22 protein-coding genes and 2 pseudogenes are annotated in these 25636 nt (G+C 37.6%); 9 read left to right on the top strand and 15 right to left on the bottom strand.

The annotated features are described in order from the left end of the window. Positions 1 to 76 precede the first annotated feature (76 nt). The 3 genes and pseudogenes from NEOC95_RS09610 to NEOC95_RS06890 all read right to left on the bottom strand — a co-directional run. Positions 77 to 936, bottom strand: a pseudogene (locus tag NEOC95_RS09610) (helix-turn-helix domain-containing protein); the annotation flags it as partial. A gap of 193 nt (positions 937 to 1129) precedes the next feature. After that, positions 1130 to 1990 (bottom strand): nucleotidyl transferase AbiEii/AbiGii toxin family protein, encoded by an 861-nt coding sequence (locus NEOC95_RS06895; RefSeq protein WP_166155042.1) that lies wholly within the window; start codon positions 1988 to 1990, stop codon positions 1130 to 1132. Then, entirely contained in the window at positions 1983 to 2597 is a 615-nt protein-coding gene (locus tag NEOC95_RS06890; protein WP_166155040.1) for a type IV toxin-antitoxin system AbiEi family antitoxin domain-containing protein, read from the bottom strand. The genes NEOC95_RS06895 and NEOC95_RS06890 overlap by 8 nt, the downstream gene beginning before the upstream one ends. A gap of 382 nt (positions 2598 to 2979) precedes the next feature. On the opposite strand from NEOC95_RS06890, the gene NEOC95_RS06885 reads away from it, so the two are divergent. Continuing rightward, positions 2980 to 4980, top strand: a complete 2001-nt coding sequence (locus NEOC95_RS06885; protein WP_213152277.1) for a DUF3604 domain-containing protein — start codon at positions 2980 to 2982, stop codon at positions 4978 to 4980. Positions 4981 to 5781: 801 nt separating this feature from the next. On the opposite strand, the gene NEOC95_RS06880 is transcribed toward NEOC95_RS06885, so the two are convergent. Together NEOC95_RS06880 and NEOC95_RS06875 are read right to left on the bottom strand one after the other, a co-directional pair. Beyond that, positions 5782 to 6048, bottom strand: coding sequence for a type II toxin-antitoxin system YafQ family toxin (locus NEOC95_RS06880; protein ID WP_213152276.1), 267 nt, complete (start codon positions 6046 to 6048; stop codon positions 5782 to 5784). Beyond that, positions 6041 to 6301: a hypothetical protein gene (locus NEOC95_RS06875; RefSeq protein ID WP_166155034.1), complete on the bottom strand. Its 261-nt coding sequence runs from the start codon at positions 6299 to 6301 to the stop codon at positions 6041 to 6043. The genes NEOC95_RS06880 and NEOC95_RS06875 overlap by 8 nt, the downstream gene beginning before the upstream one ends. Before the next feature lie 362 nt (positions 6302 to 6663). On the opposite strand from NEOC95_RS06875, the pseudogene NEOC95_RS09885 reads away from it, so the two are divergent. The 3 genes and pseudogenes from NEOC95_RS09885 to ubiE all read left to right on the top strand — a co-directional run. Continuing rightward, positions 6664 to 6795 (top strand): annotated as a pseudogene (locus NEOC95_RS09885) (DUF6444 domain-containing protein); the annotation flags it as partial. 774 nt (positions 6796 to 7569) lie between these two features. Then, the gene (locus tag NEOC95_RS06870) at positions 7570 to 7788 is read left to right on the top strand and encodes a hypothetical protein (RefSeq protein ID WP_213152275.1); all 219 of its coding nucleotides are present in this window, start codon (positions 7570 to 7572) and stop codon (positions 7786 to 7788) included. Beyond that, complete coding sequence (ubiE, locus tag NEOC95_RS06865; protein WP_213152274.1) at positions 7772 to 8497, top strand: bifunctional demethylmenaquinone methyltransferase/2-methoxy-6-polyprenyl-1,4-benzoquinol methylase UbiE; 726 nt, start codon at positions 7772 to 7774, stop codon at positions 8495 to 8497. Before NEOC95_RS06870 ends, ubiE begins: the two co-directional genes overlap by 17 nt. Before the next feature lie 373 nt (positions 8498 to 8870). Here ubiE and NEOC95_RS06860 read toward each other — a convergent pair whose 3' ends face one another. Beyond that, positions 8871 to 9989, bottom strand: a complete 1119-nt coding sequence (locus NEOC95_RS06860; protein WP_213152273.1) for an AMP-binding protein — start codon at positions 9987 to 9989, stop codon at positions 8871 to 8873. A gap of 349 nt (positions 9990 to 10338) precedes the next feature. Between NEOC95_RS06860 and NEOC95_RS06855 the strand changes: the two genes are divergently transcribed. After that, positions 10339 to 11514, top strand: coding sequence for a hypothetical protein (locus NEOC95_RS06855; RefSeq protein WP_213152272.1), 1176 nt, complete (start codon positions 10339 to 10341; stop codon positions 11512 to 11514). A gap of 607 nt (positions 11515 to 12121) precedes the next feature. On the opposite strand, the gene NEOC95_RS06850 is transcribed toward NEOC95_RS06855, so the two are convergent. The 7 genes from NEOC95_RS06850 to NEOC95_RS06820 form a co-directional block, all read right to left on the bottom strand. After that, positions 12122 to 13063, bottom strand: a complete 942-nt coding sequence (locus NEOC95_RS06850) for an enolase C-terminal domain-like protein (protein WP_213152271.1) — start codon at positions 13061 to 13063, stop codon at positions 12122 to 12124. Further along, entirely contained in the window at positions 13063 to 13965 is a 903-nt protein-coding gene (menA, locus tag NEOC95_RS06845) for a 1,4-dihydroxy-2-naphthoate octaprenyltransferase (protein WP_213152270.1), read from the bottom strand. The genes NEOC95_RS06850 and menA overlap by 1 nt, the downstream gene beginning before the upstream one ends. Before the next feature lie 23 nt (positions 13966 to 13988). Next, a complete protein-coding gene (menB, locus tag NEOC95_RS06840; protein ID WP_213152269.1) occupies positions 13989 to 14819 on the bottom strand; it encodes a 1,4-dihydroxy-2-naphthoyl-CoA synthase in 831 nt (276 codons plus the stop codon). Next, positions 14810 to 15523 (bottom strand): alpha/beta fold hydrolase, encoded by a 714-nt coding sequence (locus NEOC95_RS06835; RefSeq protein WP_213152268.1) that lies wholly within the window; start codon positions 15521 to 15523, stop codon positions 14810 to 14812. Before NEOC95_RS06835 ends, menB begins: the two co-directional genes overlap by 10 nt. Next, on the bottom strand, positions 15520 to 17118 hold the full coding sequence (menD, locus tag NEOC95_RS06830; RefSeq protein WP_213152267.1) for a 2-succinyl-5-enolpyruvyl-6-hydroxy-3-cyclohexene-1-carboxylic-acid synthase: 1599 nt from the start codon (positions 17116 to 17118) through the stop codon (positions 15520 to 15522). Before menD ends, NEOC95_RS06835 begins: the two co-directional genes overlap by 4 nt. After that, entirely contained in the window at positions 17115 to 18185 is a 1071-nt protein-coding gene (locus NEOC95_RS06825) for a chorismate-binding protein (RefSeq protein ID WP_213152266.1), read from the bottom strand. The genes menD and NEOC95_RS06825 overlap by 4 nt, the downstream gene beginning before the upstream one ends. Positions 18186 to 18248: 63 nt before the next feature. Beyond that, positions 18249 to 18851: a hypothetical protein gene (locus NEOC95_RS06820; RefSeq protein WP_213152265.1), complete on the bottom strand. Its 603-nt coding sequence runs from the start codon at positions 18849 to 18851 to the stop codon at positions 18249 to 18251. 174 nt (positions 18852 to 19025) lie between these two features. On the opposite strand from NEOC95_RS06820, the gene NEOC95_RS06815 reads away from it, so the two are divergent. The 3 genes from NEOC95_RS06815 to NEOC95_RS06805 all read left to right on the top strand — a co-directional run bounded on the left by NEOC95_RS06815 (position 19026) and on the right by NEOC95_RS06805 (position 22296). Then, positions 19026 to 20024, top strand: coding sequence for a hypothetical protein (locus tag NEOC95_RS06815; protein WP_213152264.1), 999 nt, complete (start codon positions 19026 to 19028; stop codon positions 20022 to 20024). Positions 20025 to 20263: 239 nt separating this feature from the next. Beyond that, positions 20264 to 21412, top strand: coding sequence for a branched-chain amino acid transport system II carrier protein (locus tag NEOC95_RS06810; protein WP_213152263.1), 1149 nt, complete (start codon positions 20264 to 20266; stop codon positions 21410 to 21412). 107 nt (positions 21413 to 21519) lie between these two features. Next, the gene (locus tag NEOC95_RS06805) at positions 21520 to 22296 is read left to right on the top strand and encodes a 2'-5' RNA ligase family protein (protein WP_213152262.1); all 777 of its coding nucleotides are present in this window, start codon (positions 21520 to 21522) and stop codon (positions 22294 to 22296) included. Positions 22297 to 22802: 506 nt separating this feature from the next. Here NEOC95_RS06805 and NEOC95_RS06800 read toward each other — a convergent pair. Then, entirely contained in the window at positions 22803 to 23189 is a 387-nt protein-coding gene (locus tag NEOC95_RS06800; protein ID WP_166155004.1) for a hypothetical protein, read from the bottom strand. A 115-nt stretch (positions 23190 to 23304) separates the two neighbouring features. On the opposite strand from NEOC95_RS06800, the gene NEOC95_RS06795 reads away from it, so the two are divergent. After that, entirely contained in the window at positions 23305 to 24777 is a 1473-nt protein-coding gene (locus tag NEOC95_RS06795; RefSeq protein WP_213152261.1) for an RNB domain-containing ribonuclease, read from the top strand. 53 nt (positions 24778 to 24830) lie between these two features. Here NEOC95_RS06795 and NEOC95_RS06790 read toward each other — a convergent pair whose 3' ends face one another. After that, positions 24831 to 25283 (bottom strand): pentapeptide repeat-containing protein, encoded by a 453-nt coding sequence (locus NEOC95_RS06790; protein ID WP_207391774.1) that lies wholly within the window; start codon positions 25281 to 25283, stop codon positions 24831 to 24833. Positions 25284 to 25636: the final 353 nt, after the last annotated feature.

Here is a 25636-nt window from a genome sequence, read left to right as displayed (position 1 = left end):
GATAGGCTAAAATCAATTTATCAAAATTACTTAAAAATAATATTTTGGGATCGTTACAACTTGCGGAATCTGGGCTAAAAGCTATGGCATAAAATTCGTTCTGGATGGTCTGATGAAACCTTGCGCAGATTCCATTGGTTTAAAGGGTATCGAGCTTTCGTGCATAAGTGGTCAATATCTTCGATGGCCAGATAAAGTTCATCCTCATACTGCTCTCTTGGATCACAGTACTCTGTCATGATCGGTTAACACTCTCAAAATTCGAGCATCCTGCCTTTCAAATCAAGGAGTGACTCGGATCATTTAAGCATATCCGCTGCTAACAACGCATTTTTCCTATCATATAATTTAATGAAGGCTATCTTAGAATAAGTATCGATCATGGTCTGTTGATAAATGCTTCTAAACGCTTTTAATAGTGCCTACATAATAGGTATCTTGGGAGAATAGATAACCTGGATGGTCAGTTTCAATTTCGCCATGCGCTTCTTTTTCTTCCTTGGCTTTTTCAAAAGCCTTTATTTGGTCCTCTGTTAATATCATTTCTTCTTAAAGCCACCTTAACTACCATGCTTTGAGGCGTTTTGGAAAGTTTTAAAGATTATATCTTAAGCCAAACAGAACGCACACCTCCTGGCGAAATGAAAATTCCTTGTTTCTTCAAGCTCGTTACATACTCTTAACTGTCCATAAGCAGGCTTTTGAAGAGCAAAATCAACCACAGCTTTTTCGATAGACTCGTCCAATCTATTTATTATGCAGGACTTTTTGCGGGCCATCTCCTGAAGAGCTGCCTCTCCACCAGTTTCGTAAAGCTCTTTAAATCTATAAAAGCTATCTATAGGATATCCCATCATCTTACACGCCTTAAGATACATTTCCTAATGTTTCAGCAAACTTTAACACTCCTGACTTGGTTTTTGATAACTTTTTGATGAATGGCTAGATTTGACAGTTTGATACTCCTTGTGGGTCTTGGAGCCGCTCACTTAAACTTTAGCCCTACCATTTTCGATAAGCAACAGAGCTTCAAGCTTCGCGGCTTTTAAATCTCGTTTCCTTTATTTTCATCACCACTGTCAGTTAAAGTCCTGTCTATTACAATTAAGAATAGATTTATGAAGATTGATTAATTTTCAAAAAAATTATTTAAGTAAATTGACAGCTCCAAAATGACATCCTCAAATTTAACTTGCTGTTTACCCATGGTAGAAAGAAAATTATTCCAACGTTGCTGAGTTTCCTTGGTGTCATAAAATGCCCGTGTAAATGCTATTGGGCGCTGCAAAGGAGTCTCGCGGTTCGCAAACACTTCGCGAATGGCAACATTTAACTTTTCGGGTTTAATTTCATGATGCCTTAAGATAGTCCAGAGATCGTAAAAATCTTTCATCCGAGTATTCACAAGAGCAAGTTTTACAATTGATTCTAGTTTTTCAGCTATAACAGTTTCTAAAGTATAGCCTAGCAAGACTGGTTTTGGCATTCCGAGAAGCGTGGGATATTGAATCCGCTGAGGTTTCGGGATAATGAGATCATTAAATCCAATGTCAATAAGAACAGGCATTTTTGTCGTGAATAACTTTGCCGAGAAACTACTACTTACCCCGTTATAATCCCCACCAGTTTGTGTATTGCGAAGAATGAGTTTTTGCGTGTCAAAAGAGATCCCATCTTCCTCGCAGCCCATTTCTGAAACTTCTGTAATGATGCGTTGTAAATTATCAATCTGGTTAGATGTTTTAGCAAGTAGGTCGATATCCATAGTGGCGCGATGATCCGTTGAATCCCAGACTTTTAGCATGAGGCCACCTTTAAGAAAAAATTTCTCTGCATAGGGGCTAAGGCTAAGGCGGTATAAAAATCGTTCCATAGCATAGTAACGAAGAATTTCATCAAATGGCCGATTTCTTTGCTCTGATAGATTCTTTAATCGTTGGCGTATCGATTCGCCAAGATTCTTTCTAGGTTTTTCAACAGCTTTATCCACTGACAATCGTCTCCATAATTGGCTTTAGAATCTTCTTAACACGAAATAATTTAGCATATTCAAAGAGTTTATCTAAATTTGTCTTTCTGCTGTGCCAATACATCTTTAGCGCCTCAAGAACGACATCCATGCCGATTTTGTTGCGAAATTTCACACAATCAACCAAGGTTTTTTCTATATCAAAAATCTTAAATGTACAACCATCAATCGCGTGTTCTTGAATTCCTGTTTTTAGTAGCTCTTCAGTATACCAAAAATAGCGCATGGGTGGGTAAGAGATGGCAGGCTTATGAGCTTGACTTGGTAAAGCAACGTAAACGAAGTGAGGAATTTGAGTAGTGACCTCATGAAATGCTAGAGCAGAAATAAGACAAATGACCCCCCGTGGAATCTTTTTAGCAACTGGCATAAAGTCCGGCAAGGAAGGGGCAGGCATTTCGACTAATCGATATAAGCCTCTGCTAACAATTTCTAAATCTCCTCTATCTCGAAGAGTATAAAGTTCCCGTCGATGTATACCTATGGCAATAGCTTCCGACATAGTAAGAATTCCTCCTTCCTTCCGAAAGGCTGCAAGCGCTAATTCAAGCTTTGATTTTTTTTTCATGGTACAAAATAGCGGATTTTTTCATTAATATCCGTAATATTGTACCAAAGTGTTTTGGGAGTCAAGAAATTTATGACAAAGAAGGAGAAATTCATAGACAATTTAAATACGTATACGTGCGATTGGCTCATTGATATAAAGTGTTAGTTCTAAAAGTAGGTCTCTTAGTGAGATATATTCATAGCTAAAAATATTCTTTAATATTGATAATTACTTGGAATATAGCCTTCTAACTTTTCTTGGGAGGCGTAAATAGATGTTTTATTAAAAGCAATTTTTTTTAAAAACACTTAAAAAACCCAAGGTGCACATCACCCTTGAAAAAGAAAAAGACATCTCCCATAATGGCATAGTTCTATAGAAATTTAGGGAGTAACATAACATGCGTCGATCTATTTGCTATTGTGAACCGGCCTCTGCTCAAGCAGGAGAGGTTAATAATTGGAAGTTTATTTATACTTCTGCGACCTCTCTTCCTAAAGGTACACGTCTAAAATTTGATATGCTGAGCAACGGTCGAGATATCGATTGGCAAATTCCAAGCTCTAATATCAAAAAGATAACAAATATTATCTATGGAGAGCTTGAAAATGGCAAAATGATTTCAGCAAAGGAAGTGCCTTCAACAGCTCACTTTACCCCTGATTTCGAATTTATTTTACCCAGTGCCTTAGAAGCGGGTAGCAACTTTACTATAGTGATTGGTACCACCGATTTAAAAAAAGCTAATAAGGGGGGCAATCGGGCTCAGACAAATTCTCAGCGTAGGCGACCCTTCCATATTTATATAGATCCAACAGGGCAAGGAAATTATGGTGAACCAGAAGTCTTCTGCTTAGATATAAAAGGAAATACTCTCTGTTCAATTCGTGTCGTAGCTCCTTCTTATGTTACGCGTAATAAACGCTTTGATGTTATTGTGCGCTTTGAAGATCAATATGGAAACTTAACCAGCGACGCGCCTGACGAAACTCTTATAGAGCTTTCCTATGAACACTTACGCGAAAATCTCAACTGGAAATTATTTGTTCCTGAAACGGGTTTTATTGCCCTTCCTAATCTTTACTTTAATGAGCCAGGTATTTACACCATCCGACTTTTAAATACCTATACGCAGCAAGTCTTTCAATCTCCTCCTATTAAATGTTTTGCGGATAATAACAAAAGTGTTTTTTGGGGAATTTTACATGGGGAATCGGAAAGAATTGATTCCACAGAAAATATTGAAAATTGTTTACGTCACTTCCGAGATGATAAAGGGATGAATTTCTTTGGGGCCTCTCCCTTTGAAAGTCAAGAGGAGACATCCAATGAGATGTGGAAGCTCATTAGTCAAAATCTTTTGGAATTTGATGAAAATGATCGTTTTACTACCTTTTTAGGAACCCAGTGGCCTGGTATCCCTGAAGAAGAAGGCATTCGACAAATTGTTTTTACTAAAGACCATAAACAACCTTTACGTAAAAAAGATGCTAAATATAGTACCCTTAAAAAAATTTATAAAAGCTTTTCTCCTAAAGAAATTATCTCTATTCCTACTTTCACGATGGGTAAAGGCTATGAGTATAACTTCAAAAATTTTGAGCCCGACTATGAGAGAATAGTAGAAATTTACAATGCTTGGGGTTCTTCCGAGTGTCTAAAGAAAGAAGGGAATCTACGACCCATCCAATCGCATGGGAAAGTAGGAGTGCAAGAAAGTGCAGAAGGCTCTATCCAAAAAGCTCTTTTGAATAATTGTCGCTTTGGATTCGTAGCAGGAGGCCTTGACGATCGTGGTATTTATGCACCTTTCTTTGAAGGAGATCAAGTTCAATATTCTCCAGGCTTAACAGCGATTATTGCACCCGAGCATACGCGTGCTTCTTTAGCTGAGGCTCTTTATACACGCTCTTGCTATGCGACTACAGGAGAGAGAATCATTGTGGGGCTGTATATAGCAGGTATGCCAATGGGTAGCGAGATTTCTACTGCTCAAAAACATGGATTACTGATTAATAGGCATATTTCAGGATTTGTTGCCGGTACTACACGCTTAAAATCCGTGGAAATTATACGTAATGGAAAAGTCCTTAAATCTTTTCATCCCGAAAGCTATAGCTTAGATTTTACCTTTGATGATATGACCCCTTTAGAGACCGTTACCGTGGCCAGTAAAGATAAAAAACCTCCCTTTGTTTTTTATTATATTAGAGTAGTGCAAGAAGATGGCCACATGGCTTGGTCTTCTCCTATCTGGGTAGATTATGTGCCTAGTGCACCTAAACGCCCCGTATCTAAAAATGCTAAGCCTGCTATAAAATTAGAATCTCTTCAGATTGCTGAAGAAGAAGAGGATAATGATTTTGATTATGAAGAAGATGATGAGGATGAAGACGAATAAAAAATGAAAGTTTTTATAGTCTAACATTAACCCTAAGAGTTTTTTGTAGCCAGTTCTGCAATAGACTCTTACGTAAAGCTTTTTGAATACTATAGCTTATATAAAATGGTTATATCTAAACATTTAAGCCTCTTTAGACGCTGAAAAACTTAAGAAATTTAGTAAGCCTTAAAAGCTCTACTGCTTTTTTTAATATAAAAGCGTAGAGCATAATTGAGGGTTAGACTATTATATCTTCTTAAGGTTTTCTTAAATAGAAACATCTGGCAAACGCCTTAATCAGTAATTCTATCAAACAATAGGCTTTAAAAAAACTAAGTCTGTAGTTTAAAGGGAAAATTTAAGCTTCCTTAGTTGCCTCTCTTACTTAAGGGCATAATATTTCTTAAAGCGTATGGGATTGCACAAGGGACTACTTAGTGGTATTTCGTCTAGCACTTATAATAGCTCGCTCCTCATTCCTAGCATTTATCATGTTGGCAAGACTAGGCATCTGATTAAAAGCATATTTGCACACTAAAACATGCATTTTATACTTTAAAAATTCATTAAAAAGGCTAACTAGCTCTAATCTACCAAATTCATTTATTGTGCTCATTTGAAGAGAAATTTTAGAATTTTGGTTCTTCGTAGATTTGCGTGGCTAAAATTTATCTTAAGAAAAAAAATCTATTATTATTTATCCTAAATTTTTCAAGATTTACCAAATCCTAAGCTTTTCTTTTAATAAGTTTAATTTCGTTATTAACCCCCTCAGCAAAATCGCTGCTTAAAAATGATTTATTGCTTCCTCAACTCTTTTTAAAAAAGCTCAGAATGAGAGCCAAAGCGAGTTAAAAATAAAATATTATCATCGATTTGATAGATGAGTAAGACATCGTTTTTAACATGACACTCCCTATGATTTATCCAATTACCCCTTAAATGATGATCACGGTGTTTAGAGGGTAGAGAACGTTGTTTCGCTAATATGTCAATAACTTCATGAAGGGCAAGAAGGATATCTTTTTGATATTGATACTTCTTTAAGTCCTTCTTTATAGCTGTGGTAAATTCAATTTCAAGCACGCGGATCTATTCCCATTGCTGCCCAAAATTCTTCTAAGTTTTTGCAATGAGTAAGATTTTTTCTTTTATCTACATCGCACAATGCTTTTCGAGTTTCAGCATTGGGTTGTCCATAAGGAATATTAGGTCTAACAAAGGACATAATAAAATCACTAATAGTCATCCTTTCCTTAGCGGCTAACATCTTAATATAAATTCTTTCGTCTTCAGAAACGTCAATGGTGACCTTTACTCTGTGCGAACGAGCAGTCATATAACTCCTCCTTAAGGTTGATATCTTTATGATATTAAAGAAAATATTTATAGGCAAGCCTAAAACTAGGAAAGACTAAAACTAGGGGAACATCTCATGTTTTAGAATAGCTCGACCTAATCTACCCTAAAAAGCTTCATCATTACCTCAATTTTAGAAAGAATAAATGTAAATTTACTTTTAGTAGGAAGCTAAAAAAGTGAAAATCTAAGAATTTTTGTTAGTGAGAAGAGAAATTGACTATATATTTACTTAATCACATATTGAATGGTATGCAACCTTCAGACGAGTAGCTATTTACAGAGAATGCAGAGCTAAAAGCTGAAAATGCTCAGCTAAAAGCCATGGTGAATAGATGAGAAAAGGTAATCACCAAGCTTGAAGCGCCCATAGCTCAGTTGGAAAAACAGCTTAATCAAAATTCTAAGAATCGTTCCAAGCCACCATCGACAGGTCAAAATGCTAATCGTTCATCATTACATTACCGAGAGTAGAAAATCGACCTTATCCTCCTGGTGCTAGCCGTCAACTGCTACCTGCTGCTAGTGCAGTTACCTCACATGAAGTGCGTTGCCTAAAAGTTTGTCCAAACTGCCACTCTGTAATGCATGCAACTGATAAGCTTTTTTCATGACAGCAGATCGAGCTTCCTGAAATTAAACCATTGGCGCATTAAATAGATTTAGTAACGAGCAGATGTACATAAAGCAAGTTAATTTATATTTACGCACGCCTTTAATCTTCTTTGCATTAGCGGCTTGTTGCAAAATTTGTAACATCTTATTAAAGGGGGTGCACCTTACTCCCGTCACAAGTCGAAATCGCTTATCATCTAATTTCTCTACCCTATCAAATTTCAGGTACCTCCTTTAAATATTGAGCCACCGCCATACCCTTTGCCTCTGCTAATCAATAGGTAATTACTCCTTTGCTTGTATATCTATAATTAATCTTTTGCCCTCCTCCTTTTCCTGCTAAAGAAAAAACATCGGCTGCTAAACATTCCTAATCTAATATTCCAGCAAACTTAAGCTGTATCAAGCAAGCCTGCAACATTTTATCTAGCGTGGCATCCTCTTCCCATTTTTTCTATAATTTTGACCTGCCTGATATAGTAAAAAATTCTGAGCCTTAAAGATAAAGAGAGGATAAAAATTTGGGCTTTCCTATTCTTTTTTATCCTCGACTTGATGAAAATTTAATTTATCTCTTTACGCTTTACATGGTAGGCTCTATTATCCCTAATAGATATTTAACAAGGTTTGTGCATGTCTAATTTAATGCTTACTGTCTTCATAGCTTTTGTCATCGTCTTAATTTCCCTCATTCTGCTAGGAATTAGCTGGTGGATTACAGGCAGAATAAAAATTAAGCCTGGGGCTTGTGGCCGCACTCCTAGGCAATTACAAAAAGAAAAATGTACAGAGGAGAGTGCCTCTTGTGGGCTATGTAGGAAAGGAGGAATAAAAGATGACTCTTTACAATAAAGATAATCCCCAGTCTCTTCAGCAAATGTTTGGAAGCATCGCTCAGCAATATGATAAAACTAATGCTATACTTTCTTTTCAAATGCATAAATTGTGGAATAAAAAACTCATTCATACAGTCATGGAAAAGCAACTTCCTTCCACTTACTTAGACCTGTGCTGTGGCACGGGAGAAATTGCTTTTAAATATTTAAAAAAGCGCTCTTTACCTTGTAAGGCATACCTATTAGATTTTTGCCCCGAAATGCTTTGTTGTGCTAAAGAAAGAGCGAATCATTTAAATCTTCAGCCTCATACCCTTACTTATTTGCAAGCCGATGCTCAAAAAATCCCTTTGGATGAGGGATCTATTGAGAGCATTACGCTAGCCTATGGGATCCGTAACATTCCCCATCCTCAGCAATGTTTTAACGAAATTTATCGGGTGCTAAATATTGGTGGCATCGTAGGGATTTTAGAACTTACGCAACCTACACAACCATTTATAAAGGCTGGACATCAATTGTATTTAAAAGCTATTTTGCCTCTCCTGGGCCAATTAGTAACTTCTAATCGTAAAGCCTATGAATATTTATGTAATAGCATTCGTTCATTCATATCCCCTCAAGAATTAGAGAGTATGCTTAAATTAGCAGGCTTTAAGCAAACTTCTATGATTTCCCTTATGGGCGGCATCGCTACCATTCTGGTAGCTAAAAAAGGTAATTAAAAACCTTTAGCTAATTCTAAACGTCTAAAAAAGCTTAAAGAGAGACTTTCTTTTTGAGAAGCATACATCCCCTGTGATTAAATTTAATGTTAATCTAAGCTTTTAACTTAACTTCTTTACACTCTCCTATGCTTTTAAGTAAGTAAGGCAATTGATAAAGACTTTATTTTCCTTTTGAATGAGGGGAGCATTTTTTAAGTAATAAAATTTTAATTTGGGGCTGTTTTTGTAGTTAAAGGAGTTTCTCTGGATGTTTCAATAGCTCTCTTCTAAAGAGAAGGGATGGCTTTTAGATTTAAGTAGAAAATATATCTTTGAGGAAGAGAATATTAAATATCACTTGAGTAAACCCTGGGATTTTAAGTTATTTATATTAATTAGACCGAGATGCAAGGCGAATCAACTCCCCTCTTAATAATTTTTTTAAAGGTGAACGGGGAATAGCCTGCACGATATGAACTTTTCTAATACGTTCAAATGGCAGTACGCGTTTATCATATAAAGTTTGTACAGATTGTATTAGAGGCGTAGTGCTAAATAAATGAATGACATACCCTAACCGCTTATCTGGGATAGCTCCTAGCGCCATATCTTTATGGATGCCTTGCTCTAGTTTTATTCCTTCCAAAATTTCTTCCAAGCGTCCCACTTCTACATTCTCTCCTCCAATTTTTATGAAATCCCCTCTTCTACCCTTTAACTTTAAAAGATTTTGAGATAAGGCTCCTACATCTTCAGTAACAAACCATCCCTCTGAGACAGGATAGATGAGCTGCCACTCCCCTGCTTTGAGAGAGGCATAAGCAGTTAACAAAGCAGGACTAGAAAGGCAAAAACACCCTTTCTCATTTATTTTGACTTGCACATGAGAAAGTATTTCTAAGGGGGGAAGCTGAGGGGTAGAAAGGCTATGCAAACTAGCGGTGGCCACCTGAGAAGAGCATTCAGTTAATCCGTAGCTAGGCAACAAGGGCCAACCTAATTCACGTGCTTGGGTATACAAGGATCTTTGTAGCGCCCCTCCTCCTACGATAGCAGCGCGCAAGCTCTTAGGGGCTGGTAATTTACTAACCACTAGATCATAAACTTGTGCAGGCACAAGAGCAGTTAATGTTCCTTTTTTAACTATAAGCATTTCATAAAAATGCCGCACTGACCATTTTTCAGCGAAAGTGTAAACTGTTGCTCCGCTTAAATACCCACGTGCTTGGATAGATAGGCCTCCCACATGAAACAAAGGTAAAGGATTAATCCAAATGTCCGTTGAGGTAGCCTGAAGATGATAGTTAACTGCTTGAGCAGAAGCTAATAAAGCATCTTTAGAAAGGGCCACCAGCTTTTGTTGTGAAGATCCTGAGGTGGTTAACCATAGATGCCTCTCAAATTTATTGATAAGCATTTCCCCTGTTTCCCAGAGCGAAGGTTTTCTTACAGGAAGACGAGGGTTTAACAATAGATGCGATTCAGCAGACTGCCAGTTGATCTTAATCATAGGTTAGCTATCAAACGATTATAAAATTTAAATTTCTTTAAGCTTTTTGCCCTATCGCTATAAAATACATTAGGAAAGCTTTAACACCATGAAAAATTAGTATTATCTCATTGTTATCCATCTTCTCAAGAAAAAAATAGGAAAATAGTCTCTTTCTTGGTAGAAGCATTTTAGTTCTCCCTTGAAAAATTAAGAAAGCCTTTTTGCTATTTTATAGTAAGCCCAAAACTTAGAATAATCTTTGTTTTATCGACTACTCAAATAAATGCTATCCATTTAAAACCATAAAATATATTAGAATAAATATTCTATCCTATAACTTAGCCGAATATTATACCCAAGACTTTGTATGTTAGATAAGTATATTAAGATTAACTCCTATCAAAAATTTCAAATTGCCTTAAAAGAAAAAGAAATATTTCTCGACGAGACTAAATGTATTGTTAACCATGGAACCTTAGGAGAACGTGTGGTTAGCCGTACCCTATCTAAAGTAAGAGTAGGCTTATGGAATACTATTATGGATTTTGTTTTAGAAATATTTTCAAAAGCTTACAGAAAAGCTAAGCTAATTATTAAAGATAATCTAGAAAGGTTTGCCTACATGGCTCGCCATCCCCAAAAGCCTTGTATAGTTCTTTTCAACAAATACTTGGAAGCCAACAACCTAAGCGTAGAAGAAGAAAGACAAGCGTATAAATTACACAGGAGCTATTCAAAAGAGCAGTCCAACGCTGAGCTTGAGAAATTAAGTGAACCTATCGGCTTTTTAGATCATTTAGACCGGAAGGCCTCCAGTGAAAGCAGCTCAGATGTCAATAAAGATAACTTAGCTAACAATGAAGTTGATAACAAGAGAGATGACCTCTTTTTTAATGAAGCGAGGCGAAATAAACAGGTAGCAAACCTAGAGCCTTCGATAAATCCTCAAAGTATCACTATTTTAACTACCCCTCAAGAGAGCATTCTTTCACTAGCCATTTTTAATGCTAACCTGGCACATATTGAACACGAAAAAGCTGAGGTCAATTATGAAGCTGCAGAAGAGGCTGGAGACAATGCACTCCCCCTCGCCCCTCAAGAGATTGATAGCCATGATTTCCCTGAAATTCACGAGGAGAAGGTGAATGTTTGCGAGGAAACTTTTATTTTTGAGTCAAGTAAAGCAAGCATATTAGTTAAACAATCTTTTGCTTCTCAGCATAGCTTGTTTGAGGATGATGCTATAAAGGCAAAAAAGATGGAATTAAACCACCAAATTGATGATCTATTAAAAGATATTCGCCATCTCGCCTCTCAGCTTGCAGACTTAGATGAAGAATGCACGAACCAATTATTTGAAAACCAGCTTTGTATAGAAGAAAATGCCAAGCTGTGGTGGTGGGCAAAGAAGCCCATAAAAGAGCCGCTGAAAATTAAAGAAGAATACGAGGAAAAAATGGCTAAAATAATAATTTTAAAAGAGATAAAAGAGGCTGAGCATGCCGATTTAATAGAACAGCAAAAAAAGTTAGCTTCCAGGTAACTTCTGCTGTTTAAATAAACTGTTATACATTAGATAACCACTTTTGAATTATAGAGGCCTTTAGATGACTGCATCACGCTCATGAGCGTCATTGAACTCGCTTATCAAACTTCATGAAAGAAAATTTTATTGCTATCCTACTTTTTTTCTCATCTGCTCATGATCTGCCTTAATTTTTTGTAGCTAAGCCTCTCTACTTTATTATTCTATTCTAGACCATAAGTTTTTTTTTCACCTATTTGAGCTGCTATCACCTCTTTGTTGGAAGCTAAAATAGCTTTTTCCTAAGGGGAAAAAATCAAGCATGTGGTTATTAACAAAAAAATGCCCTGCCTTAAGGGAGATATAGATGCACAATAAAAAACATCGATGGGTAAAGTATATAAATATCTTCCTGTGACAATTTCCCAAAAGTGAACATTCTTGTCGTATACACCGATTAAGATGGCTATCGAGTTGCTGCCCGGAGAAAATGCTACATAGGTATTGTCCTGCCCAAGTGTGCATACATTTTCCAGTTTCGGCTTCCCACAGGCAAATATTATGATCAACATATTAGCTTAGGACAAGCCACTTACCATCCGGATTTTCGCTCCTCCTTTAAGATTTATTCAAAATGTTGGCTTGCAAGAAGCTCATCAAAGCCCAGGCCATAACCTTTTACAGGTTGTAAGAAGGGACCCTGATTGATTATCATTCCTAAAAAAGGATTATCCTGATAAATATGATGCGATAGAAGCCCGCAGGGCTCTGGGGTGGTAAGAGAAGCCATATATGCTGCACTCATTTGCCCTAAAGGATGATCTAAATAAGAAGTTACTACTAGGCGCTGCCTAATATCTACCTGCTTCAACCTTTGTATAGCCGGCTTCATGATTAATACCTGAGCCGCTTCAGGCTGCCCATAGGCGCTTTTAAAAAATTCATCGGCTGCTAGAGGCACTTGAAAGGTTTCAAATGCCTTTTTCCAAGCTTTATAGGTAAAAGGAAAGGGATCTTCTATGTAATCAATAGAGGTTTTGGGAATAGGTAAGCGCTCCATGAAGGCCCAAAATTGCTCTACAGTTAATTTAGCATTAAAATCTAATCGCCATTTTGCATGAGGAAACAAATGAGCCATCTCTGCAAAGATTTCTTCTTCTAATGAAAGATTATGGCCTAATTTTACTTTAAAAAAAGTGAAGCCCTTTTCCCATGCCTTTTGAAGATTATTGAGGCTAGACTCATCCAGATGAGCCATCAGATAATGGCTCATAGGAATTCTACAAGTTTCAAATAAGCTACGTTTATTGGCGCGCGCTTTTGCATCAGCGCGAGCAAAATAAATTGATTGGGTTGTAAGACGTGTACATTTTCCTCTTTGCAATAAATCCAGTTGAGTTTGCAAGGGTAAATCGCCTAGCTCTTCCCAAGGGTGGCAGTCTGCATAGCCTATAATTCCCCCTTCAAAGGTAACTTTTAACAAGGCTCCGCGCCTTAAAGAGTGAAGGATTTTTGATTGAATAGGCTGCTTGCTAGTTAATTCATAAAAGGAACATTGAATTTTCATTACAACCAAAATCCTACCGATAGGCACAATCCAAATAATAGGTTTAATAAAGCAGCCATTCCTAAGAAGGTGTTATAGATTTTAGAGGGTTCATAAAACCAAATGCAGCGTATAAGAGTAAAACCTAAAGGCAAGGTCACGAAACACAATAGCCCCGCCTTGTAAAAACCTAGATCACTCCAAAGTAAACTTAGAAAATAAGGCAAAAGAATTAAAAGAGTGATCTCTAAACGGGCAAAAGTTTTCCCAAATTTTACTGCCATCGTTATTTTTTTTGCTTTTTCATCACTCTCTATATCCCGTAGATTATTAATAGCATTAACAGCGGCTGCCAATAAACCAATCTGCAAACCAGCTAAGAGAGCTTCTTTTGCAATCCTACCAGCTTGCAAATAAAACCCTACTTGGGTTCCTATAATTCCAAAAAAAATTATCACAAACAATTCTCCTAGCCCATAATAAGCTAAGGGAAAGGGTCCTCCCGTATAGCCGTAAGCTAGTAACGAGGCAACGATAAGCAAAATTAAAAAAGGGATACCGCCTTGCACGATCATAGGTATGCCTATGATAAAGGCGAGCGTTAGACAAAAATATCCACCATATAATACTTCATAAAAGCTCAGCCAACCCTTTTGTGTGGCACGCTCCGGTCCTAATCTTGCTGTGTTATCAGCCCCTTTTTTAAAATCAAGAGCATCATTAATTAGATTTACGGCCACTTGAATGAAAAGGCCTGCTAGCAAAGCTGAAGCGAACGCTATTCCTTTAAAATGCGAAGTATACTTAATGGCAAGTATAGTACCGACAAAGATCGGAACCATGCTTAATATCAAGGTTTTAGGGCGAGAAGCCCAAGTAAAAGCTTGCCATTTAGCTGGCTTTTTAAGAAAGTTACCATTCATTGCTTAAATCACTTTTTATTCTTTTAAGGCAGCCTAGGAAAAGTAGAAAAATCAGGTGGGCGTTTTTCTAAAAAAGCTTTCTTTCCTTCTTGGGCCTCTTCAGTCATGTAATATAACATTGTAGCATTTCCCGCCAGTTCTAAAAGCCCCACTTGGCCATCACAATCGGCATTTAGAGCCGCTTTTAAACAGCGCAAGGCTAGAGGAGAATGCTGTAGCATTTCGCGGCACCAGCGAATAGTTTCTTGTTCGAGCTCTTCATAAGGAACCACACAATTTACTAACCCCATTTCTAAGGCTTGCTGTGCACTATATTGGCGGCAAAGATACCAAATCTCACGTGCTTTTTTTTGGCCCACAATACGAGCTAAATAGCTGCACCCCAGGCCTCCATCAAAAGAGCCTACACGTGGACCCACTTGCCCAAAACGAGCGTTGTCACTAGCGATAGTCAAATCACAGACTATATGTAGGACATGCCCTCCTCCTATAGCATAACCTGCTACCATAGCAACAACAGGCTTAGGTAAAGAACGAATCTGTTTTTGTAAATCCAATACATTGAGCCGTGCGACTCCATCGGCGCCAATATATCCTTCATCTCCTCTAACACGTTGGTCGCCACCCGCACAGAAAGCCTCTTTTCCCTCCCCTGTTAATATAACTACACCAATAGAAGATTCATTACGACAGACTTCAAAAGCATCTTGCATTTCTATAATAGTCTCGGGCCGAAAGGCATTGCGCACCTCAGGACGATTGATAGTTATTTTAGCAATACCCTCTTCTGTTTTTTCTAGTTTGATATCCACGTATTGTTTAATAGACGTCCAAAGAAATGACGTTACGGACATGATAAAACCTCTTGAATAAATGATTGAATAATTTTAAGAAAAAGAAGGGATTGCTCCCACGGAGCTCGATGCCCGGCATGAGCGATGCTCTCCACACGTGATAAAGGATGAGAAAAAGTAAGTTCATAAGCCTTAGCTAAAAATTTGGTGTCTAATTGTCCAGTGATCCAAAGGATAGGGATGGGTAAGTCTCTTAAAGCTTCTGATAGGTCATCTTGATGGCCTTTGGAAAAAAATCTTAGTTGATCTTGTAAATTTTTACGTGAAAACTGATGTTCTGAGCGTTTAATCGGAAAGCTTTTACCCCTAAAAACAGCTTGGCAATTCCAAGCTCTTATAACAGCCTCCCAGGGATCATTCTCAAAACGATCTGCCCAGGCATTATCAGCTTCTACTCTCCTTATTTTCTCTTCTTTGGAAGTGATCCCCGGATGGGCCGAAATGACAATTCCTGCACGCCAATGCTTAGGATTATCTAGCAAAGCATGCAATGCTAATCTTCCTCCTAACGAATAACCTATTAGGATATCATCATGCCTTGGCTGCACCAAACGGTTAAAACGCTGAGCCCACCCCCATAGTTTATCAGCAGCGGGAGCAAGAGAAGCGTGTCTAAGGCTATATGCATGTAAATTAGGAAGGCTAAACCTTTGCCAATCGGTGGGAAGACCTAAAAAACCATGAAGGGCATGAATTTTATTCATAAACTCTCTATACAATTCCAAAAACGCATAGTTGCTGTTTCGTCTGGCATAATTTCAACCAACTGATGCCCTCCATAGGATATAGCTTCGGGTAAATGTGTATAATGCACATAGCGCATATTCCACATATCAGCAAAAGACCTAAAACGAAGGTGATGTTGATTTTGTATCTGTTTATTTGCATACATGGAAGCAAAAATTTTTCCTCCACTATTATTAATGACGATGAGATTAAGATCTATTTCTTTTAACTGTTCTAATATCCAAGGCGCTGCAAGGTCATAAAGGGTAGTTAAATCACCCATAATTCCCCAATTTTGCTGAGAGTAGGAACTCATTCCTAGAAAAGTAGATAGCTGACCATCAATACCATTTAATCCGCGATTTGCAAATATATTTTCATGTTTTTCCTCACGGGTGGCATAAGCGTCCCACTCTCGTATGGGTAGGCTATTGCCCAAGTAAATTAAAGAAGAAGAGGGAATCTGCTTAGATAAATGATAGATAAGAGAAGCCTCAGCTTGAGGCTCTTCTTGCAATAATGTCAAGAGTTTACTTTGATAACGTTGGTCTTCTTTTAGCCATGCGCTACAAGATTTATTTATAGTATAACTATATCTATAAATAGAAAAAAAATCGTGTAAAGGTACCAAGCAATTTGAGCCCCAGCTTAAACCTGTGAAAGGTAATTCACTGATAGAACAAACGTTTATTCTACCTTTAAGCTCTTCTAAATCACGCCATAGACGAAAGGTGGGAATGCCCCCTATGCGTAAGATCCCATCTATTGGATAGCCTGCGTTTTCAGCAGCTCTCCATATGTTTTCGCTTCTAGTTATACTCTGCGCAAGTAAGGAAGGATTTTCTCGTAGACCAGAAGTTGCTTCTAAATAAACAGGAGCTTGATAATTCGATAAAAATTTTACAATGGCTTGTCTTGCCTGAGAAGATAAAGCGCCTACCACTATGAAAGGATATCGATTTGTTTGGATAAATTGATCGAGAGCTGCTTTTGCAGCCTCCATGTCTCCCTTTTGAGGGGTCACTGGTATACATTTATTATCTAGCTCTTTCCATGCATTAAAATTTTGATTGAGAGGTTCTTCTAAGCAAACATTAATATGGGCTGGCCCATTTTGCTTCCATTTTTGAAGTGTACACAACTCTCCAGCGGCAATATCTTGTTCAAAGACAGCATAATGCCCAAATAAGCCTACTTGTTCAGCTGCCTGGGGCGATCCGGTGCCGCGCAAACGGCGAGGACGATCGGCTGTCAATAAAATCAAAGGGAGGCCGGTATAATAAGCTTCCATAGCAGCTGGCAAAAGCTCGCCGGCTGCTGTTCCGGAGGTAGTTAAAACTACTGTGGGGCGATGCATACGCTTACTACGCCCTAAAGCAAAAAATGCAGCTGAACGTTCTTCGGGCCAATAATAAAGTTTAAACCGCCCAGTTTTCTCCAAAGCCGTGATAAAAGGGACATTGCGGCCGCCGGGGCAAACACATATTTCTTTAACTCCCCTGTAAAGCAGCTCTTGCAAGATTTGTATCACTAACTCTTCATTATCTTTTGTGAAAAGGATATTCATATTCATAAAGATATCATCTCTTTGATCGAAAGAAGCTTTAAATTAATTTCTTGCCATTCATGGTGCCATTGGCTAGCGGGCACGATTCCGCATCCTGCTCCAATTTTTGCCCCTTGACTATTCCATTGAACATTGCGGATACCTACAATGCATTTAGCTTGTTTTTTACTATCGAAAAGGCAGCCTACTGGTGCACCATAACGCCAACGATCGATTTTTTTATTGTATAACTGTAACCATTCCTTCCCTTCTTCTTTAGGAAAAACACCTAACGCAGGTGTAGGATGTAAAGCTTTTACAAGAGATAAAAAATCTGCAGCCCCCTTTATTTTTAAATAGATAGGAGTCATAAGATGAGAAATTTTAGGAAGCTGTAATATTTGTAATTCTCCAATAGTTACCGCTCCTAAAGAAGATAAAGATTCTTGTATGCCTTCAATAACCATCTGATGCTCATATAATTCCTTTGAATCCTGCATGAAAGTAGAGTCAGATTCCCTATATCTTTTAGTACCTGCGCAAGCTACTGTTTCGATCAGGCCTTCAAAAGCATTATGATAATTGAATAATATTTCAGGAGAAGCACCTAATATCCCTTCTGTTTCCTCCCAATATCCATAGACATAGAGCTGTTGATCTTTTACATAATTAATTAAATGCTTAAGAGAACTTCCTAACCTATTCGGTGTCATAGTACTTGAACTCTCTTCAAAAACATAGGGCACAGCTTTTTTTAATTTTTTATTGTAAAAATGATTATGTAATTCTTTCCAAGTATTTTCAAAATGACTTAAGTAAGGATTTTTCCAGCTTAGCGGCAGAGGCTTATCGGAATATTTATGCATAGCAGCTAGAAGTTCATGGGGGCTGACGATAGCTGTATATTCCTGTTGAAACCAAGGGCAAGGAGAAGAAAGAAAAAAATCAGGAAAATAAAAAAAAGGGCTTGCTGAGTCATCAATGTCTTCTAACCAGGTACGTGTTCCCCAGCCAATCAAATAGCTATCTTTATTTAGACGGATTAGGCTCCCAGATTTTATAAAGCAGCGCCAATCTTGCAGGGCCAACCTCATGTTGCCTCCATTAAATTTTCTTTTTCTCTCTTAAAGAATAATTTCTTTTCTAAAATTAGGAAATCAAGGATAAGTATAAGGCCTTTCTCTATCCACTACATTTTGTAAAGCAGCTAAATCTGATGCTTGGATTAGATCCTTGCTGAGAACTTGTAGGAGTATGGCGCGTACGTTTGGACTTTTAAGAGAGGGTGAATCGAAAAATTTAGCGGCTAGCGTTTTTTTTACCTCTAAATTAGTGATAGCATTTTCTAGCTGAACTTTATCAATGCTCATAGGCATTCTTGTTTTATCTTGTACGATTCTCCATTGGTTTTGCATAAGCTGTTCGGCCTCTTTGACTCGTACATTTATCTCCTGGTTTATCTGCTTAGTCTGTTCGAGGGTGAGAGAAGGGTACTTGAAAGCTACAGGCTGATTTTTGCTCTCATGAGAAGAGGAAGGCTCACGCGTTACAGGCATGCTTGGAATGGTGGGGGGCTCCAGCTTTAAGTGGCGCAATTCTTGCTGTAAATCTGCATCCGTAAATGACTGTACACTAGCTGCATGTAATTGGCATAAGTTAGTCAAAGGAAAGACAAAGCTAAACGTTTGCATGCTCATAGAGAGAGAAAAAGATAGTAAAGTCATTGCTCCGCTGCGGAGTAAAAGCTGATATTTTCTCATTGCGTACCTCTTTGTTAGTTGGCTTACCTGATGCCATTTCAATTTTTTTTTGGCAAGTACCAATTTTATTAACAGTCTATTAAATGCAATTTGTTTTTTTATTTAGTTTAATTTCATTTCTATATATAGTATTTCGAATTATATGGCTTTCATTGATGTAAGGATTTTTCAACTATGGCTAGTATTTTAAATATTCCTAAAGAACCCTATCATTTAAATTTCGCACGCAAACAGCTCCAATCGCCCATACAAAAAAATTATAATCCCTGCCAAGCGTTAAAAACAGCCCTCATTAAAGAAATTGTAAAAAAAAGCTTGCTGGAGTTATCCATAGCTTTATCTTTCACAGGATTAGCTTGCTTGTTTGTAGCTACTCCATTAGGTATGGCCACGCTGCTGCTTTCTACGATTGCCAGTTTGGCTATTACTACATTGCTGAGGTTAGTACGGGCATACTGTATCTTCCGTTTATTTCAGTTAAAGCATTCTACTTCTGGGAAGGCACTTGAAAAGAAAGCACAACTTACCTCTTGGTTAGGTTTTATCAACACTCTTATCCCCACGGCTTTTCGTCAGTTAGTGGATGCTAATACACGCGAAGTAATCGTACATGAGGGAGGACATGCCTTAGCAGCAAAAATTTTAATAAAAAATCCTCTTGTAAGCATTTCTATTACTCCTTTTGATGGCGGTCATACCACTTACTACGTTAGATCTTTAACAACGATAGGGCAATATATCGGACGCGCTAATGCTGAAGTGCTAATCATAGCTGCAGGCCCGGCTTTAGCAATTTTAGCAGCCACTGCTGGTTACAGTGCTTCCCTTGCATTAAACAAATCTCATCCTGAGCTTAGCAGATATCTTAAAACAGCTACTCTCAGCACCATTAGTCAGCATTTCTTATATGCTTTGTCTGCTTTGTGGACGACTACCCCAATACAAGCACATGATTTTGTCAATTTAATGGCTGCTGGGCTATCTCCGATTGTTGCGGCTATCTCCATCGTCGCTCTACCTATATTAATAAGAGTAGGTTTTTATCTTTATCATCGAAATGAAGGTAGCCAAAAGGAAAAGACTAACGAAAAAGAAAAGATTGCTTTAAATAATAATGTGGGATATCAAGGCTCTTCATATAACACTTTACTATTAGATGCTCAGCCTATCTAAAAGTTTTAATTTTTCCTGAGCAAATCTATTAGAAATTAGGTGATTGACTGAAATTGAAGAGATTTGCTAATTTAATTTCTATGAAAAAATTTACCTATCTTTTGTCTGAAACTTTTATTCCTCTTATTGGCAGCTAACTGCCAAAATATATACTTTTCTTCATACTTATATTTATCGTTTAAAGAGCAGATAGCAAGGTAAGCTTTCTGCCTATACCCTCGATTATCAATAGGAATAAAATGAATACAAAATTTTTGTTTGTGAGTACTGGCTTTGCGCTATTTGCTATGTTTTTTGGTTCAGGAAATCTAGTTTTTCCCTTACTCGTAGGTATTGAAAGTCAGGGCCATTATTTAATTTCCTCATTAGGCATTATTTTTACAGGCGTGCTTGTTCCTTTCTTAGGCGTTTTTGCTATGCTTTTATACAAAGGGGAAACCAATGAATTTTTAGGCACGATGGGAAGCTTTGCAAAATTCTGGTTTCCCCTTATTGCTTTATCTTTGATGGGACCTTTTGGTGTACTTGCACGTTGCATTACAGTCGCGCATGGAAGCTTTACGCTGCTTTTCCCTGGCTGCTCTCTTATCTTTTTCAGCCTAGCTTTTTGCGTCATCCTCTTTTTGCTCACCACCAATAAAAGTCAGATTATTCCTTTCTTAGGTTCTGCTTTAACTCCTTTTTTACTGCTTTTTTTATTAGCAATTATTTTAGCAGGTATGTGGTATGGCCAGCTACTCGAGCCTTTCAATCCAAACTACTGGCCTGCATTCCACGAAGGAGCTTTGCAAGGTTATCAAACGATGGATCTTTTAGCTGCCTTCTTTTTTTCGACTTTTGTTATAAAGCATCTCTCCGCTCAATTTTCGGCAGCTTCTGATAATAATCAGCTTGTCAAAGTCTTTATAAAATCAGCCTTGCTTGGCGGTGGCTTACTTGCTGCAGTTTACTGTGGACTTGTTTACTTGGGAGCGGCTTTTGCTTCCGATTTGAAGGGAATAGCTCCTCAAATGCTCCTTGGAATTATCTCTCAAAAAACGCTTGGAGCTTTCTCTGCCCCTATTGTTTGCTCTGCTGTTATCTTGGCATGTTTTACTACTGCCGTAGTATTGACCTCTCTTTTTGCTGATTTTTTCAAGCAACAAGTCTGCCGAGAAAGCATTCATTCCTCTCTTTCCCTTCTATTCACTTTACTTATTGCTTTCGGGGTATCTACCCGAGAATTTTCCGGTATTGCTACCTTTTTAGCTCCTATTTTAGAGACATTATACCCCGCTCTCATCGTATTAACGTTGATCAATATTGCCCACAAATTAGGAGGCATAAAGTTACGTCGATGGCCTGTAATGCTCACCTTTGCAGTAAAGTTATATTTTTTGATAGAATAATAACCATCGCCTTCATATTTGAAATTTTACTTATCAAATAGGCGCTTTGCTTATATTAAATTTTAAGATGGGTAAATATTATCAACAAGAAAGTAGATGAAAAACGTGTGTTTTTTGCTCTCGAAGTTAAGGCTCCTTGGCCTGAAAAATTGCCTAAGGGGCGTGTTTTAGATCCTCACACGCGTCATGCTACCTTAGCTTTTGTAGGAGAAATTTCTCTTTCTGATTTGTTTCAACATGCCTTTCCTCACCCTTCCTTCAAAGTAGGCCTAGTAGGGGTTTTTAATGAATGCCTATTTTTGCCTTTTCACCATCCTAATGTCGTAGCTTGGAAATTTGATTGGTATGATGAAACTAAGGAATTAAGGGAGTATCGCCAAAAACTTTTAAATTGGCTGAATATGCATCACTATCCCCTGCGAGATAACCCTAAAGATTGGCTGTATCATGTAACTTTGTCCAGAAAGCCTTTTGAGAAAAAAGAGTGGCAAGCAGCTTTTAAACCTCTACCCATGCTTACGCAATCTCTTCATCTTTATGCTAGTTTAGGTCACTTAGACTATCAGCCTTTATGGTCCCATTCATTCATTCCCCCTTTTCAGGAAATTAAGCATCCTAGTAAGACTGTTTATCTAATTAATGCAGAAAATTTCAATCAGATCTACCAGCATGCGTTTGCTGCCCTAGCTTTTTATCATCCGCCCCTTACCTCTTACTATCATACAAAGAACTATAGTCACTTAAAAGAAATTATTGCCGATTTAAATTTTTTGATTGCTCAGGTAAAAGCTGATCAAGACTGTCCCCTTAACACCCTTCATGTATATAAAGACATCCAGATAAAAGAGTCTATTTTTCAATTTGAAATGATAATAGATAAATAAGTTAGAACGACTAAAGGGTTTTATCTTATTTAATTTTATTTAAAGAGCAGATGTGAGCCAAGGAAGAATGGAAAGATTAAAGGGCAGTAAGATCTTATCAAATAAGAAAGGTATAGGAATCAAGCAAAGGCACATAAGCTTCAATCTTTTCACATGCTCATTGCATGATGAGGTTAAAGTTAGCTCTCTAAGCAGCTCTTTATTAAATAGCGATCTCTCAGCGCTTTTTCTGGCCATCTACTTGATATTTTAGCTATAACCAAGAGTATAAATTTTATTAAGCCACATACTTTAAAGAAACTTGAGCTTGCCTACCTAATTCTTTAAAAGATACTCTCTACTTTGCGAAGATGATTGTATAATAGTTGCCTTCGTATAAAAAGCAGCTCAAAAGCGTATAATAGTTTAAAAAGCAAAGAAAGCTATTTAACAATTTGTTGCTTTATAACCCCCTCAATTTTTTTATAGCCTATAAAAAAGTTTTATGAGTGCAAAAGGGAGGCTAGCTAATATGTCGCTAAAACTTCCCCACGTACATTTATGTACACCACCGCATCACTAATTTCTATAATAATCATGCGCTGATGCTGTTTTGTCTCTTTTTCTCCCCCCCATGCATCACCAGCTTTTTGTGTGGTCCATTGAATCTCATACTGGCCTGGTAAAAGCTTAAAAACTTTTGATATCCTACGATTCATAAAGCTTTTTGGTGCTAAATCCACCTCTTCGTCATTAAATTTAACAGAAGTAACGGTAACGTGTGGCATTGCGCTATCTTCAATAGATAAATGCACTTCAACTTTATTGGCTACAACAATAGCTTCTAGGGGAGGAGAATAAAATAGTAGAAAAGGGATAAGAAAAAAGCAGGCTTTTAAAATTGTTTTTAGCATATATATCTCTTTAACTTAAAAATTTATTTGATATCCCCGCAAAATAAATTAGCACGGAAATTCCATCCTTGTTATATCATAACTTTTTAACCTTTTCATTTAAATTTTCAAAGCTATGCAAAAATTAATGAATTCCCGGGTAAATTTGTTAGAAATTGCTCGCCAAGCCATGCTAGCTAAAGGGTTATCTCCTGATTTCCCCTCAAAGGTACAAGCTCAGTTAAATAAGCTACAAGCGCCGATGCTTGATAGCTCTAATGAACGTAGCGACATGACTAATAAACTGTGGTTTTCAATTGATAATGATGATTCGTTAGATTTAGACCAGTTAACCTATGCCGAGCGTATAAACGATCATTTAATAAGAGTGTATGTAGCCATTGCGGATGTAGATGCATTAGTTAAAAAAGATACCTCTCTTGATCGGCATGCTTTGGCAAATACCACCTCTGTTTATATGCCCATGATCGTATTTCCTATGCTGCCAGAGAAGTTATCAACTAATTTAACCTCGCTTAATCCGAATGAAAAAAGAGCCTCTATTGTGGTCCAAATGGATGTAGATGAATCAGGTAGAGTAGCGGATTACCATCTGTTTCAAAGCTACGTCTTTAATTATGCTAAACTTGCTTATAATAGTGTGGATGTGTGGTTGGAAACGGGAGCTTTACCGCCTGAGCCTATTCAAAGAATAAAAGAGTTGGCTTCTCAAATACGCTTGCAAGATGAAGTAGCTCAACGCCTAAAAAAACATCGCCAATCTTTAGGCTTTTTAACATGGGAAACTTACGACCCACAACCCATTATAAAAGAAGGCCAGGTAGTAGATCTTCAAGAGGTAAAAATTAATCGTGCGCGTGAGTTAATAGAAAATTTAATGATTGCCGCAAATACCTGTATTACTGCATTTCTACAAAAAAATAAGTGCCCGATAATTAAACGGGTTATTTGCCACCCCAAACACTGGGAGCGCATTGTACAAATTGCTGAGAAACATAAATTTCCTCTTCCTCTTAACCCTGATTCAAGAGCTCTTGAAAATTTTTTAATTAAAATGAGAGCGGCGGATTCTTTAAATATGCGCGATCTTTTTTTAGTGATTAAGAAGCTTTTAGGACGGGGGAAATATATTGTACAAGCCCCTACGGATAAAACCAGCCAGCATTTTGGCTTGACCTTAGCGCCCTACACGCATGCCACTGCCCCTAATAGGCGTTACTCTGATCTAATTGTCCAACGTCTGATTAAAGCTCGCCTTGTAAATCAAGCTTGCCCTTATTCTCTTTCTATTTTGCAAACCATGCTGCAAACATGCACAGAAAAAGAGATATGTGCAGACAAGGCTAAACGCAGTGTAATGAAATCTGTCTTAGCATTATATTTAGAAGATGCAATCGGTAAGACTTTTGATGCTTTCCTAACAGGCAAAGGAGAAAAAGGTAACTGGATCCGATTGATTAGCACCGCTATTGAAGGCAAGCTTATCAATGGCTATCAAAATATTGAGGTAGGAGATCGGTTGAAAGTTAAGCTAGTTTCTGTCAATGCTGAGAAAGGCTTTTTAGATTTTGTACAAGAAAAGCATTAATCTTTTATCTCTTGAGGAAAAGCTTATGAGTAGGTAAAGAGTTATTCAAAAGCCTATAATTCTATATGGCTTAAATTAGCCTCGGATAGGTTATCCTTTGTCAATGAGCAATCTCTCAGCTTGGCATAGCTTAAATTAGCCTTTGATAAATCGGCTCCCTCAAAAATCGCATGCGAAAGCTTTATATGCGGAATCTGAACTCTTTCAAGTTTCTGATCTACAAAAGAGAAGTCTGTCTTTTTTAAAATCATCATCGCGTTGACTGCGGCAACGCTTAACTTTAAGCAATCTTTAGAAAACTTAATAATCTTTAAAAGCATATGCTGGATTTCTAATAGTCCGGAAGCTTGCTGTAAATAATCTGCCGCAAAAAGATGGACTATGTGGGAGTTCATTAATTGACCGCTATTAGAGATTTTCTGCGTAAACTCGTCCTCTTTCTCTTGAATAAGCTGCTTCCATTCCCTACAAACCAGCTTAACTTGACCTTGATCTTTTGCGCCCAATTTTGCAAATATTTTTGAGCTAATCTCTGCATAAGGCCCCAATTTAATGCGTGGAGGCTCGCTTTCCGCTATTTCTTTAAATGAAGTGATAGCATTAGAAGAAGGTAGTAAAATCCTTTTCTTAAAAGTGAGGGATTGGGGAGCTATAAGAGAAAGCTACAAGCATGAAGGTAAGCCATCCCCCTTCCACTACTCCGCACACCCGATTAAGGCAGGTATGATTTAAATAATAAGTAGGCAGCTAATTAACAAATCTACCTAAACTCTAATCAAGATTTTTACTTTAAGATAAGGCGAGCTTTTCTCTTAGGATCGGCAACAGATAGCCAAGAGTGGGTTAAGACTAGCTCTAG

The sequence above is a fragment of the Neochlamydia sp. AcF95 genome (assembly GCF_018342455.1).
Taxonomy (GTDB): Bacteria; Chlamydiota; Chlamydiia; order Chlamydiales; family Parachlamydiaceae; genus Neochlamydia.
The sequence above is the reverse complement of the archived record's forward strand: the minus strand, read 5'-3'. Positions and strand labels throughout refer to the sequence as shown.

Bases quoted from the DNA above. Each gene is read 5' to 3' on its own strand.
- NEOC95_RS06800 (WP_166155004.1), bottom strand. From the start codon at position 23,189: ATGCTAAAAACAATTTTAAAAGCCTGCTTTTTTCTTATCCCTTTTCTA.
- menB (WP_213152269.1), bottom strand. From the start codon at position 14,819: ATGTCCGTAACGTCATTTCTTTGGACGTCTATTAAACAATACGTGGAT.
- NEOC95_RS06850 (WP_213152271.1), bottom strand. From the start codon at position 13,063: ATGAAAATTCAATGTTCCTTTTATGAATTAACTAGCAAGCAGCCTATT.
- NEOC95_RS06855 (WP_213152272.1), top strand. From the start codon at position 10,339: ATGTTAGATAAGTATATTAAGATTAACTCCTATCAAAAATTTCAAATT.
- NEOC95_RS06810 (WP_213152263.1), top strand. From the start codon at position 20,264: ATGAATACAAAATTTTTGTTTGTGAGTACTGGCTTTGCGCTATTTGCT.
- NEOC95_RS06860 (WP_213152273.1), bottom strand. From the start codon at position 9,989: ATGATTAAGATCAACTGGCAGTCTGCTGAATCGCATCTATTGTTAAAC.
- menD (WP_213152267.1), bottom strand. From the start codon at position 17,118: ATGAATATGAATATCCTTTTCACAAAAGATAATGAAGAGTTAGTGATA.
- NEOC95_RS06820 (WP_213152265.1), bottom strand. From the start codon at position 18,851: ATGAGAAAATATCAGCTTTTACTCCGCAGCGGAGCAATGACTTTACTA.
- menA (WP_213152270.1), bottom strand. From the start codon at position 13,965: ATGAATGGTAACTTTCTTAAAAAGCCAGCTAAATGGCAAGCTTTTACT.
- NEOC95_RS06825 (WP_213152266.1), bottom strand. From the start codon at position 18,185: ATGAGGTTGGCCCTGCAAGATTGGCGCTGCTTTATAAAATCTGGGAGC.
- ubiE (WP_213152274.1), top strand. From the start codon at position 7,772: ATGACTCTTTACAATAAAGATAATCCCCAGTCTCTTCAGCAAATGTTT.
- NEOC95_RS06885 (WP_213152277.1), top strand. From the start codon at position 2,980: ATGCGTCGATCTATTTGCTATTGTGAACCGGCCTCTGCTCAAGCAGGA.
- NEOC95_RS06875 (WP_166155034.1), bottom strand. From the start codon at position 6,301: ATGACTGCTCGTTCGCACAGAGTAAAGGTCACCATTGACGTTTCTGAA.
- NEOC95_RS06890 (WP_166155040.1), bottom strand. From the start codon at position 2,597: ATGAAAAAAAAATCAAAGCTTGAATTAGCGCTTGCAGCCTTTCGGAAG.
- NEOC95_RS06870 (WP_213152275.1), top strand. From the start codon at position 7,570: ATGTCTAATTTAATGCTTACTGTCTTCATAGCTTTTGTCATCGTCTTA.
- NEOC95_RS06835 (WP_213152268.1), bottom strand. From the start codon at position 15,523: ATGAATAAAATTCATGCCCTTCATGGTTTTTTAGGTCTTCCCACCGAT.
- NEOC95_RS06795 (WP_213152261.1), top strand. From the start codon at position 23,305: ATGCAAAAATTAATGAATTCCCGGGTAAATTTGTTAGAAATTGCTCGC.
- NEOC95_RS06815 (WP_213152264.1), top strand. From the start codon at position 19,026: ATGGCTAGTATTTTAAATATTCCTAAAGAACCCTATCATTTAAATTTC.